Source organism: Psychrobacter aestuarii (assembly GCF_904846035.1).
GTDB lineage: Bacteria > Pseudomonadota > Gammaproteobacteria > Pseudomonadales > Moraxellaceae > Psychrobacter > Psychrobacter aestuarii.
Genome location: NZ_CAJGYT010000001.1, coordinates 2578170 through 2591080, shown reverse-complemented (window position 1 = coordinate 2591080; position 12911 = coordinate 2578170). Strand labels below are relative to the sequence as shown.

The window sequence follows — 12911 nt, the reverse complement described above, 5'->3', positions numbered from 1 at the left end:
CCAATATTGATATGTACTTGCTCATATCAAACTAATGTGATGCTAGGATTTCCTAAATGAACGATAAAAAATATAAGCTTCTTGAGATAGCAGAAAACCAACTTAAACGCATTGTTTCTTTAGCACCTGAAGACTTAGATTTACCTTGCAATTTTGAAAGCTTAGAGAGAAGCGAGTGGTTTTTTCACTACTGCGATAATAATAGAAAATACTTACTGCCTGTCAACAAACTAACGATTAACTTCTCTTTAGCACACGCCATAATAGCCACTTATATTACTTACATTTCTAATGGTTTTAAATTTACAGATGAATTTTTTGTCACTTATACGTAGCAAGACACTAGATCACAACACCATTGTATCGTTTTTTTATCTATATTTTTTATATAAAACAAAGGAACCAGTTAAACAACGAGACGTTAAACCATGAAGATATCAACAATTCTATTTATTATCATGTCCACTCTAATCATCGCATTTAATGTACATAATTACATTACTAACCCTGCATCTAGAATTAAACTTAATCAGGAAGACGTAAAGAGAATGCAAAAGAATTATGATTATTTAATGGAAGATATTACTAAGGATATTGGTAAACCCAATGATATAGATCGTGTCTCTACCACAACAGGTTATGTGTCTGCATTCTACAGCTATGCTAATGCAGATTCAAATCTAGTAAATAAGGTAATTCGTAACATTGAAGCACAGCCAGAATGGCAGGAAATTGATCCATCTACTGAAGGAGATAATGATAAATTCAAAAAATACTGCAACAAAGAAAAAACACTAGCGATATCGACACCAAACAGCAAAAACAAAAACACTTTAACAATATACGTTTATTGGTTTAGAGAAAGCTATTGTCAGTTAAGAATGTTCGATGACCAAAAATAATTTTTAATAAATACATTATACACTTCCAAAAATTGTTAAAGTATACAAAAAATGAGCATCAGAGACATATTTTTTCTCATATTTTTAATGTATATAATTTTTACCATCATATGTACGTTTGGGATATTATTTCGCGCAAGAGTATTTGAGTCTTTCTATGACTTTCAATATAAAGTATTTAGCAGCCGTAAAGCGCTGTCTAACTTAAAATGGGACACATCAATGTTCCCAAATATTGACTCCAACGACAGAATGCTAAAATTTGTTGTATTTTCTTAAAAAAAAGCACCATATATAATCATAGTCGCCTTTATCTTAATCTCACTACTTCCAGAGAGAAATATTATTTTACTTTAGTAAATAAGCATTACCAATAAAAAAACCTATCCAAGCGCTTCGATTTAATTTGCGCCAACAAGTTAGGCAGATTGTCCGCCGCCATCTGTAGCGTGGCTTCTGCCGCTTGTCTGTACAAGTAGACTTTACATTCTGCTACTTAATATACGTATATTGCCGTCTTATATGAAAATAACTATAGTTTTTAGGAACCGTAAACTTCTCCTAATCTATGCTTACTGACAACCTCAGCCACAAAGGGGAAAGCCTAGAAATGATGATTTTAAATATATAAAAAATGATATGCGGACATACAAGTAAGGAATATAAAATGAGTATAGACAAGAAAACAGAACAAGCAATCGAATTTTTAGATGCACTCTACCGAGCTGATTTCAATAAAATCGAAAAGCTTGTTGATTCTGGCATATGTAGTTTTAGTAGAGTAACTCCAGTAGAGAATTGGAATTGGTTACATATTTCTTTAATGGATTTCAATAAAGAAATGCCACCACGTGAAAGTATCGAGTATCTTATCGACAAAGGTGTTGATGTTAATGCTCAGGACTGTTATTGCATGACTCCGCTACATTATGCAATGCGCAAGAAAAATGTAGGTGCTGCTATGGCTTTGCTTGAAGTTGGAGCTAACCCAAACGCAGCAAATTTAAAAAACATTATTCCTTTAGCTTACATCAACGGACAGCCTGAGGAACTTGATTTGTTAAAGTTGATGCTCGATAAAGGTGGTGATGTTCATTTTTATAATGGTTATGAAACCATACTAGAGGGCGTAACAGAACATAGCCTAACAAATGATAAGCTGGTACCTGTTCTTAAAACTATGCAAGAACATGCGGAAAATAGTAAATAGCTTTATATCGGTAAGATAGAAAAAGCCTTACCCCACGGTAAGGCTTTTTTATTATCTGCTATCCACTACCTTTACTTTAACAACTTATCCAAACGCTTTGATTCAATCTGTGCCAACAGGTCAGGCAGTTTGTCCGCCGCCATCTGTAGCGTGGCTTCTGCCCGTTATGTTAATTCTAGATTTTTCAGCTAGTAGAACTTATAGATTTTATATACTGTAATCCAATATACCTGTATTATCAGCTTATACGAATATAATTATAGATTTTGGGAGCCGTAATTTCCTTTTAACTTATGTTTGTCATAATCAATCCGCTTAAATAATTTGAACTATTATGATAAAAAAAGTCTTAAGAAATGATGTTATTACTACTATTTGTCAATATCGAATGAAATTAATATCTCAGCGCGATCTGATAGACACCTTGGACTGTGAAACAAAGGATACAGCATCAGCACTTTTTGACACTATAAAACAAGAGCTAGAGGGTTGTACTAATGGGTTTTTGTCTGAGTTTTATCAAACATTAACTGGAGAAGTAGTTGAAGTAGTTGGTGACACTCAGAAATTATTTACTTGCCCATGCTGTGGCTTTAATACTCTCTTTGAAATTTATAATATTCAACAAGGTACAGGTTATGATATATGTAGATACTGTCAGTGGGAAGATGACGGTACATCCGACTTAGACAAAATTAGTAGTGTAAATGGTGGCAGTATAAACTCCTATAGAGCTAAAATCATAGAAAATAAAAACTTTTTCTATAGAAATAAGTGGGTTATATAGGAACAGCTATGATTTTCTAGAATTCGTAAACTCCGACTTACCTATACTTGCTTGCTCAATTCTTATAAAACAGGAAACTTAGAGAAATGAAAGACATAACTACTTTTAATGACTGTGGTCTCCAAGAAATTCAGTTTATTAATTTCGGTAAGGATCTGTTAGTAAAATTTAACAGCTCCTATAACGGAGAGCATATTGGCAGTCTTCTATGCCGCGATATTATTTTATTTAAATACTCAGATCCTTATAGACAATATATTGATGCTAGTTTATCTGAAATAGATAAAGGTTTTTTCGCTTCTTTCATAGGCTGTGTTATTATTGAGAAAGTTAGTGACTACTATAAGATTGAACTTGAACCAATTGAAGAAAATATCACTATACATTGTTTGGAGTATAAAGTTATATAGAGCAAGTCAAGCATTCAAATATCGTAAACCCTAATAAAATTGAAAAATATTTACCTAAAACAAATAGTTGGGAGATTGCTAGAAATATAGGTCTCTCTCAGATAGGTGATCTTGGGATAAACTCTAGACCAACCATAGGTCGTCTGCCATCAACTGCAGGATATGGTAAGGTTATTGGTAGGGAGTCACTCGATGGCAAAAGAGGTTGGCGATTGGACTATGATCCTGAGAAAGGAACACATATTAATACTTGGGACTACACTAAAGGTAAAGGTCCTGGAAAAGATGAGAAATTTGTTATTCCATTTGATGAAACCGAAAAAGACTATATCAGTTTACTAAAACATTTAAATAGGTAATAACTAATGACATTATTTGAAGAATGTAGAGAAGCGCTTAAGGATGATTTTTCTATTTTAGACGATGAGCATAAAGCTATAACAATTTTGAATAGCTTCCCTGTAAACAACAATTATATAACGTGGTCGGAAATTGAATATAGAGACTATGAATGTATGGAAGATCTAATTAGCGATCTATCAGTTTTGCATAACAAGTCCTTATATGTCATAGCTGATAGTCATAATATGCCAGTCTTTAAGTCTAATTTGGAACTCATAATCGAGAACATTTATGATGTGTCTGCTTTATCTCCTAAAGTACTGATTTTTAATGAAGAGGTCCTAATGGAGCCATTATTTCCAAGTTATACTCTTAGGGTTGGGCTAAAATAAGACCTACGAGTCAAGTACTTAGGTTAGGTGTTGTAAGCTTCACCCAATCTGCGAATTCTAGCATATAACAAGCGTTATTTTTTTTAGATTAGAACAATCATTTATTAATAATAATAGGATAAGAAATAACCCTCGGCTCAGGTGGTGGCGTGGTTCGCACTACCTCTGTCACTGACTTCTATATTACTTGAGCCTTAATATAAATATCAGCTAGACTTGCAGTATAAGCATCTGTGACAAAGCCTAGCTAATATTTCTTAGTATCTAGCAATAAATGCAATCTTTATTCTTAAACAATATCAACCACATAAAAAAAGCCCTACTCTACAGTAAGGCTTTTTTATTACCTACTATCTACTACATTTACTTCAACAATTTATCCAAACGCTTTGATTCAATCTGCGCCAACAGGTCAGGCAGTTTGTCCGTCGCCATCTGTAGCGTGGCTTCTGCGGCTTGTGTCAGTCCCAGCTTTTCAGCGAGGGTGGGCTTTTTCTGTGAGTAGAGCGCGTAGACTTGGTTAGATGCCATGCGCGATAGAATATAGCTGTCCGAGGTTTGCAAGGTATCGACCAGTTTGAGCTTCAGCGCGTCTTCACCATACCAATGCTCGCCTGTAGCGACTTTATCCAAGTTCAGCTGCGGGCGGTAGGTGGTGACAAAGTGCTTAAACAGCTGGTGCGTCTGCTCAATCTCAGACTGATATTTGGCGCGGTCTTCGTCATCATTTTCGCCGAACATGGTCACGGTGCGTTTGTAGTCGCCTGCGGTAAACATTTCGTAGTCCACGTCATGTTTTTTTAGCCATTTATGAAAGTTGGGCAGCTGCGACACCACGCCGATAGAGCCAACGACAGCAAAGGGTGCGGCGATGATGTTATCCGCCACGCACGCCATCATATACCCGCCACTGGCAGCGACTTTGTCCACGCAGACGGTCAGGGTCAGACCTGCGTCTTTTAGGCGCACCAGCTGCGCTGCGGCAAGTCCGTAGCCATGTACCATGCCGCCTGGAGACTCTAGGCGAATGACGACTTCATCGCCTTTGTTGGCGCTACTGATGATACTGCTGATCTCTTCGCGCAGGTGCTTGACGCCGCTGGCTTTGATATCGCCATCAAAGTCTAGGACGAAGACTTGCTGGTCTTTATGTTTACTTTTACTGCTGTCTTTGAGCACTTTTTTGGCTTTTTTTGCCATGCGTTTTTTGAGCTGTTTGATGGCGGCTTTGCCTTGGGTTGCCTCAAGCAGTGCGTGACGGCGCTCGTCTTGCGCTTTGTTTAGGTGCTTGATTTTTAGCTCGGTTGGCGTTTTTGCGGGTTGAAAAAGCATGAATGTTCCTTAATTATCATCTATGTGCCGCGATTGGCGGTTATAGACTCGGCGCGCTTTGCCTTTATTATCATTGATCGCGTCATTATCGTGACTTAAACCGATGCTTGGCGCTCGGTCATGATAATTGCAGGCTTATTGTCCTAGGATTGTGCGCGGAGAGTTGTATAACAAAAGCACATTAGGCATAATGTGCCTTTACACAATTTTTTATGCAGCGAACGCGGTGAGGTTGAGTCATCATCGCGTTTTGTGCGTTATTGTTTTGTCGGTTGCCTCTGTTGGTACTGCCTATTTATTCGGGCAATACGCCACAGTAAAGCAAGCATGTCAATGATGTCAATATAGCGATGGTGACCAACTGCCCTGTGGTCAAGGACACCAGCGCAATGACCAATAACCACAGCGCTCAGGTCTGCATTTAGACATTGAGTCAAATTGTTACATTTTAATACTTTGAATTGGGCCAAGAACTGGATACTCCTATGATGCACAGTGAATACCGAGACGAATACTGCGGAGCTGTAACCGAAAGCTTGCTAGAACAAACCATTACTATCGTCGGCTGGGTACACCGTCGCCGTGACCACGGTGGGGTGATTTTTTTAGATATGCGTGACCGCGCTGGCATCTTGCAGGTGGTGGTTGACCCAGACACGCCCGAAGCATTCGCCACTGCCGATGCGGCACGTCCTGAATACGTACTAAAAATCACAGGTCGCGTGCGTCGCCGTTATGAAGGAACTGAAAACGCAAATATGACCAGTGGTCAAGTTGAACTGCTCGGTAAAGACATCGAAGTGCTGGCAAAATCAGAAACGCCGCCGTTCCCACTCAATGATGACAATGCGACCTACTCTGAAGATTTGCGCCTAAAATACCGCTATCTCGATATGCGCCGTCCGCAAATGCAAGAGCGTATGGTATTCCGCGCCAAGGCAACATCGGCAATTCGTCGTTACTTAGACGACCACGGCTTCTTGGACGTTGAGACGCCGATTTTGACGCGTGCGACGCCAGAAGGTGCGCGTGATTATCTCGTACCATCACGTACCCGTCCAGGCAACTTCTTTGCCCTACCTCAGTCGCCACAGCTGTTCAAGCAGCTACTTATGGTGTCAGGCTTTGACCGTTATTACCAAATCGCTAAGTGCTTCCGTGACGAAGACTTGCGCGCTGACCGTCAGCCAGAGTTCACGCAGGTGGATATCGAGACGTCTTTCTTAAATGAAGAAGAAATCATGGACATTAACGAAGGCTTGATTAAGCATTTGTTTAAGACCATGCTGAACGTTGAGCTTGATAGCTTCCCACGCATGACTTATGCCGAAGCAATGCGTGACTATGCGTCTGACAAGCCTGATTTGCGTATTCCGCTAAAGCTGATTGACGTCGCTGACTTGATGAAAGATGTGGACTTTAAAGTCTTTGCTGGTCCTGCAAACGATGCAAAAGGTCGTGTTGCGGCGCTACGTATTCCAGGTGGCAGCGCCTTGAGCCGTAAGCAAATCGACGAGTACACCAAGTTTGTGGGCATCTATGGCGCACGCGGCTTGGCATACATTAAAGTCAATGACGCAAGCAACATCAACAATGGCGTGGACAAAGACTCAGGTCTACAGTCGCCCATCATCAAAAACATGAGCGATGACGTACTGGTCAGCCTTGTTGAGCGTACCGAAGCGACCGATGGCGACATCATCTTCTTTGGCGCGGACAAAGCACGTATTGTCAACGACGCAATGGGCGCACTACGCCAAAAAATCGGTCTTGACTTAGATATGGTTGACTGCGAGTGGGCACCGCTATGGGTGACTGACTTCCCAATGTTTGAAGAAACGGACGACGGTCAGTGGACCTCAATGCACCATCCGTTCACCAAGCCAAAAGGTTCGGTCGATGAGCTGAAAAACAACCCAGCCGGAGCCTTATCTATCGCCTACGATATGGTACTAAACGGTACAGAAATTGGCGGTGGTAGCTTGCGTATCAACACCATTGACATGCAGCAAGCGGTATTCGATGCGCTAGGCATTGATGAACAAGAAGCCGCTGACAAGTTCAGCTTCTTGCTTGACGCGCTAAAATTCGGTGCGCCGCCGCACGGTGGCTTGGCATTTGGTTTGGATCGTCTGATTATGTTGATGGTTGGCGCAAGCTCTATCCGTGACGTAATTGCGTTCCCAAAAACCAAAACCGCCGACTGCCCATTGACCCAAGCCCCTGCCGAAGTCGATACCAAGCAGCTGCGTGAGCTGGGCATCCGTGTGCGCGAAAAAGCACAAGCGGACAGCAACCGTCCTGCCCAGTAATTGGCGCAAGTACGATTCGCATGAATGGCTATCATTGGTTTAAATATGTGCCACTGTCTGTATTGCAGGCAGTGGCGCGACTGGTCGCCTTACTGATTGTTTGGCTGCCTGAGGTCAGTTTGGTGCGTAGCATTCGCCTAAACATGCGCCTCATCGATAGCCTACATGCCGATACGTCCAATAGACGCGTACGTGAGATTGTTCAAAATCAATGCTTAAGTACCGTCGAATCTATCAAAAGCTGGGCAATGCCCCCACAGTGGAGCATCGCCCAAATCCATACCGTGCATAATGAGCACCTCCTCAAAGACGCCTTAGACAACCCACACGGCATGCTCGCCATCGTCCCGCACCTCGGTACGTGGGAGATAATGAACGCGTGGCTGAACCAATTTGGCGCACCGACCATTCTGTATAAACCCGCCAAAAGCGGTAAGATGGACGAATTTATGCTGCATGGGCGCAGTCAGCTTAATGCAACGCTCGTCCCAACCGACAGCAGCGGCGTCAAAGCCATTTTTAAGACCTTAAAAGCAGGCGGCTTTAGTATTATTTTGCCTGACCATGTGCCCGACCCTTCAGGTGGCGTTATTGTGCCGTTTTTTGGGGTTGAGACACTGACCAGCACCCTTGCGTCCAAACTTGCCAGCAAAACCAAGTGCGCGTTGGTTGGCTTGGCCTGTATTCGCCGTGAAGACGCTCAAGGCTTTGATATTTATTGCTATGAGCTCACCGACCCTGATTTATATGCACGCGATGCCAATGTCTCTACCGCGGCACTAAATACCGCCATGCAGCAAATCATCGAGCCGCATTTTAACCATTATATGTGGGGCTATCGCCGTTTTAAGCAGGTGCCTGAGCTTGGCAACCCGTATCGCGCTGATTCCGACAAGCTAGAAGCATTTATTAAAAAACAGCGTAAGTCACACCAACCATCGTAACCGCGCGGGTGCTGTATATTCTGATACAGCCGTGGTAAGCTTAGCCATTATTTTTGGCATTACGACAGCAATACGAGAGTATCATGGCAACCCATTCCCCAACCTCTGAATCGATCCACCCAAGCGACACCCAGCGCTACGTCATCTGTATGAAATGGGGTACCAAATACGGCGCAGAATACGTCAACAGACTGTATCACATGGTCAGCCGTCATCTAACGCTCGATTTTCAGATGGTGTGCCTAACCGATGACAGCAGCGGCATCGATGAGCATGTGCAGTGCTACCCTATCCCTGAGATGGATTTACCTGCAGGTCCTGAGCGCGGCTGGAAAAAACTGACCACCTTTAAGCCTGAATTGTACGATTTGAAAGGCGTGGCGCTGTTTTTAGACATTGATATCGTCATTACGGATAATATCGATTGCTTTTTTACTTACCAAGCCGAGCATGATGACAGTGTGGTCATTATCCGCGACTGGAAAAAGCCGTGGCGCATGATTGGTAACAGCTCGGTGTACCGCTTTAACATCGGTATGAATACGTATCCGAATTTGCTGTCTAATTTTGAAGAAAACTTTACTACCATTCGCACGCAAGTGCGCCATGAGCAAGCCTATCTATCGAACTATTTGCGTGAGCATCATCACTTAGAATACTGGGACAAAACGTGGTGCGTCAGCTTTAAGTACCAATGCCTGCCACCAACGCCGCTGAATTTTGTACAAGCGCCAAAACTGCCAGCAGGCGCTAAGATTGTGATTTTTCATGGAGAAATCAACCCACCCGATGCCATCGAAGGTGGCGGCGGCAAGTGGTATCGCCATGTCAAGCCCAGCCCATGGCTTAAAGAATACTGGCAATAAGTATCTGGTTGTGTTTAGATAATTAAGAAAGCAGTTAGAATAGATAAAGGTAAGGTATTAAGGTGTTGACTATTTGAGATTGACGAGTGGAATAGGCTATGGCGTCATATTTAAGATTACCAGCCACTGCTGGATTCCATATTGATGATGAGATTATTGTCATCAAAGCGTTTAATGCCAACGAAGCCGAGCAAAGCTTATTTGGACAACACGTCAATATCATCGCCTCAGGTCCCTCGATAAAACAACTGCCATTGTCAGACCTATTAGACACGCCCACTATTTTTGTCAATGGCAGCATCAGCCTGACTGAGCATCACGATTTTGAACATATTGCAGGTTATGTCATCAGTGATGCGCACTTTATCCATCACCAACCTAAGATTTTGCGTCAGCATTATTATGGTCAACCTTTATATGCCACGCTTGCGGTTTTTGAAGCGATGGCAACCACTTGTCCTGATGTGATGCGTACCTATCATCATGCCATGCGGGTGCTGTATCCCGTGGATCGACCGTGGGGCGTGAAAGCAAATAAGTTTTCATTCAATAGACTGATATTTAACAAAAAACGGCTCAATAAAAAAAAGCCGCTGTCTTATTTTATCAATCATCCGAATTTTATTATCGAAAGCCGTCATCGTGCTGCGGAGATTGGCGTGTCTCTTAATATTACGCATGGGTTTGTAGAGGCAGGCACGGTAGCCTACGTCGCCACGCAGCTTGCTTTCTCTCGCCGCGCCGCCACCATTCATCTATACGGCATTGATTTACTGAACAGTGATCAACCAAGGTTTTATGAAAATAACAGCAACCGTATTCCGACGACGCTCAATAACGTCATGAACGAGCGTATCGTGCCTTCTTTTAATTTATTGGGCAAAACGTATAAGGCGCATGGCGTCGATGTCATCAACCACTCGCCTGTCTCAAAAACACTTTTTGATACTATTTAGTCTTTGCTACCCGATGCCTTCGCTGATAGAGCAAACGCGGCATATTGCTGCGCGATGACCGTCGGCAATAGCTGTTGATTGAGTGGCACAGTATGACGACTGCGCGCGTTCACTGCCTTATCTATAAGCCGCGCCAAACCATCAATATCCCCGACCGCCACTAGGTTCTCATTTGGTAACAGCTCTCTTGGACCAAAGGGGCAATCGGTACTGATGACGGGAACGCCAAGCGCTTGCGCCTCGACGATGACATAACCAAAACCTTCAAATTTGGACGTCAGTACCAACAATGCCGCTGACGCCATAAAGGGATAAGGATTGCTCTGAAAACCCAAAAATATCACATCGCGACTGATATTTAGCTGGCGTACAAGCGCCTTTATTTCTGCTTCTAGTCTGCCCTTACCTATCAATACCAATGGCAACTTGCGCGCTGTCTTTGCATAAGCGTGCAGCAAATCTCGATGACCTTTCATAGTATCGAATGACGCCACGTGGACAATATATTGTTTGTCTCTCAAGCCAAACGGTTCGATACGCGGTGTTAGTAAAGCTTGGCTTTGAATCCAAGCAGCATCGCAAGGGTTATAAATGGTCGTTGTTTGTGTGATGTTCCCTAATAGCGCCAGTAAATCGTTGCGCGCACCATCGCTGACGCAGCTACAAGGATGCGCGCCATACACCATGCGTAAGTGATGTATTGTCTGGGCTGGCATATCTAATAACTGCTGCTCGAACTGCTTAGACAGCGCGGTATGCAGCACATTTATGATATTGGGCAATCGGCTGTACGCCATAATCCAGTTTACTTTATAAATATTTGCCAATATCAGATCTGGCGTGCCTATGTGACTCAGCACATAGCTATCGATACGCTGAGCGACTGCCTTGTAAGCCTGCGCCTGCTTAGATTCTGACGCAAAGTTCTGCTCAGTAAACACTTCATCATAGGGTACGAGGTGATAGTGAATATTGGCATCCAGTGGCATGTCTTGTGTGGCTTCCAAACATAAGACATGCACGCTATGCCCCATTTTTACATATGCGCTGGCTAGTGTGGTCACCATCCGCTCAGCACCTCGACCTTCAAGCGCTTTTAAAATAAATAACGTTGTGGGCATGGATATCTCAATTTGGTTTTTGAATGACAGTGATGGACGGTACGTATGTTCTTAATGTTTGCAGCATTTTGACGTTTTATGCTAGTCTCATTTGCTTCACGCGCCAGCGTACAGTCTTAGCTTACCACCTTGCCGATAGCAAAATCATGCGCATTACTGATTTTATAACTCAGTTAACCCTTGCTAATACGGGTATCAGTAAATATCATAGCAGGCCTAGATGGTGTTCGTATTTGAATTACTTGTGTAACTGCCACAGACCTCTATTCATAGAAAATGGGATCACTCATGAAGCAACCTGATGAGAAAGGCATAGACGTTGTCATCGAATGGGCGGTAAGTGATATCGCCCTGTCAGGCACAGCCCGTGGCTTACAAAGTATTGGCGCTAATGTCCGCCGTTATCGTTAGGGGTCATTATGCATACAGCCACATCATCCGAGCACAGCATCACCGTCATCATTGCAGGTAACCCTATCACTATTGCGCCACTAACGCAGGCAGAAGCCAAAGCGTCAACGCTTGGTTCGGTCAACATTGTGGCGTCTGGTCCGTCTATGCAAGATGTGGACTTTGCACCGTTACTGCCGCGTCCGACATTTTTTGTGAATGGCAGCATTGGCTTACTTGGGCAATATGCGTTTGCCGAAGTCGCAGGTTATGTGATTACTGATGCACGCTTTATCGCCCATCAGCCCGAGATGATTCGCACGCATTATCATGGGCAGCCGCTTTATGCCACGCAAGCGGTGTTCCAAGCCATGGCTGAGCAGATGCCTGACATTATCGAGCAGTATCATTATGCCATGCGCCTGATTTTTGCCGTGGACAGACCACCGAGTACGTCAGCGCTGCCGCGTTATCTAAAATGGCTACAAAAAAAGCCCAAGCTGGCAGATTATCAGCAACACCCCGCCTTTATTATCGATACTCAGCATGCCCCGCAAGCGATTGGCGTCTCATTCGATGTGACGCAAGGTTTTGTGGAGGCAGGCACGGTCGCCTATGCTGCCGCCCAGCTGGCGTATACGCTTGGCGCATCGAGTATTCATTTGTATGGCATTGATTTGTTAAACAGTGCCCAGCCGCGTTTTTATGAGAATGAGGACAATCGTGCGCCGTGCAAATTGGACAAGGCCGTGATGGAGCGTATTGTGCCCTCGTTTGCCTTACTGTGCGTGCGCTATGCGGCTCGTGGTGTGACGGTCATCAATCATTCGCCAGTGTCAAAAGGATTGTTTGGTGCGACTGATAATATGCCATCATAATGCCTGTATCCTAAAACGCCGCATCGTCCCCTACCGTTTTATCCACTCATAAGCTTGAGGTCGCCCGCT

At 43.4% G+C, this 12911-nt stretch carries 14 protein-coding genes; 12 read left to right on the top strand and 2 right to left on the bottom strand.

Annotation, left to right across the window (positions count from 1 at the left end):
* The first annotated feature begins 56 nt into the window (after nt 1–56).
* From JMW05_RS11075 to JMW05_RS11050, 6 genes are all read left to right on the top strand, one after another.
* Nucleotides 57–335 (top strand): hypothetical protein, encoded by a 279-nt coding sequence (locus JMW05_RS11075; protein WP_201505300.1) that lies wholly within the window; start codon nt 57–59, stop codon nt 333–335.
* A 237-nt stretch (nt 336–572) separates the two neighbouring features.
* Nucleotides 573–902 (top strand): hypothetical protein, encoded by a 330-nt coding sequence (locus JMW05_RS11070; RefSeq protein ID WP_201505299.1) that lies wholly within the window; start codon nt 573–575, stop codon nt 900–902.
* Between the two features lie 667 nt (nt 903–1569).
* Nucleotides 1570–2112, top strand: coding sequence for an ankyrin repeat domain-containing protein (locus tag JMW05_RS11065; RefSeq protein ID WP_201505298.1), 543 nt, complete (start codon nt 1570–1572; stop codon nt 2110–2112).
* A 334-nt stretch (nt 2113–2446) separates the two neighbouring features.
* Nucleotides 2447–2899 carry a CPCC family cysteine-rich protein gene (locus JMW05_RS11060; RefSeq protein WP_201505297.1) on the top strand — a complete coding sequence of 151 codons (453 nt, stop codon included), beginning with the start codon at nt 2447–2449 and terminating at the stop codon, nt 2897–2899.
* An 86-nt stretch (nt 2900–2985) separates the two neighbouring features.
* On the top strand, nt 2986–3309 hold the full coding sequence (locus tag JMW05_RS11055; RefSeq protein WP_201505296.1) for a hypothetical protein: 324 nt from the start codon (nt 2986–2988) through the stop codon (nt 3307–3309).
* Nucleotides 3310–3674: 365 nt separating this feature from the next.
* Nucleotides 3675–4043, top strand: coding sequence for a CDI toxin immunity protein (locus JMW05_RS11050; protein ID WP_201505295.1), 369 nt, complete (start codon nt 3675–3677; stop codon nt 4041–4043).
* A 363-nt stretch (nt 4044–4406) separates the two neighbouring features.
* Here the strand turns inward: JMW05_RS11050 and sohB are convergent, their stop codons facing one another.
* Nucleotides 4407–5375 (bottom strand): protease SohB, encoded by a 969-nt coding sequence (gene sohB / locus JMW05_RS11045; protein ID WP_201505294.1) that lies wholly within the window; start codon nt 5373–5375, stop codon nt 4407–4409.
* A 485-nt stretch (nt 5376–5860) separates the two neighbouring features.
* Here sohB and aspS point away from each other — a divergent pair, with 485 nt between their 5' ends.
* The 4 genes from aspS to JMW05_RS11025 all read left to right on the top strand — a co-directional run bounded on the left by aspS (nt 5861) and on the right by JMW05_RS11025 (nt 10453).
* Nucleotides 5861–7687, top strand: coding sequence for an aspartate--tRNA ligase (aspS, locus tag JMW05_RS11040; RefSeq protein WP_201505293.1), 1827 nt, complete (start codon nt 5861–5863; stop codon nt 7685–7687).
* A 20-nt stretch (nt 7688–7707) separates the two neighbouring features.
* On the top strand, nt 7708–8631 hold the full coding sequence (locus JMW05_RS11035; protein ID WP_201505292.1) for a lysophospholipid acyltransferase family protein: 924 nt from the start codon (nt 7708–7710) through the stop codon (nt 8629–8631).
* 83 nt (nt 8632–8714) lie between these two features.
* Nucleotides 8715–9497, top strand: a complete 783-nt coding sequence (locus tag JMW05_RS11030) for a glycosyltransferase (RefSeq protein WP_201505291.1) — start codon at nt 8715–8717, stop codon at nt 9495–9497.
* 98 nt (nt 9498–9595) lie between these two features.
* Entirely contained in the window at nt 9596–10453 is an 858-nt protein-coding gene (locus JMW05_RS11025; protein ID WP_201505290.1) for a hypothetical protein, read from the top strand.
* Here JMW05_RS11025 and JMW05_RS11020 read toward each other — a convergent pair.
* Entirely contained in the window at nt 10450–11574 is a 1125-nt protein-coding gene (locus tag JMW05_RS11020) for a glycosyltransferase (protein ID WP_201505289.1), read from the bottom strand. The genes JMW05_RS11025 and JMW05_RS11020 overlap by 4 nt on opposite strands.
* Before the next feature lie 288 nt (nt 11575–11862).
* On the opposite strand from JMW05_RS11020, the gene JMW05_RS12115 reads away from it, so the two are divergent.
* Both JMW05_RS12115 and JMW05_RS11015 read left to right on the top strand, forming a co-directional pair.
* On the top strand, nt 11863–11985 hold the full coding sequence (locus JMW05_RS12115; RefSeq protein WP_265090603.1) for a hypothetical protein: 123 nt from the start codon (nt 11863–11865) through the stop codon (nt 11983–11985).
* Nucleotides 11986–11993: 8 nt separating this feature from the next.
* A complete protein-coding gene (locus JMW05_RS11015) occupies nt 11994–12842 on the top strand; it encodes a hypothetical protein (protein WP_201505288.1) in 849 nt (282 codons plus the stop codon).
* Nucleotides 12843–12911: the final 69 nt, after the last annotated feature.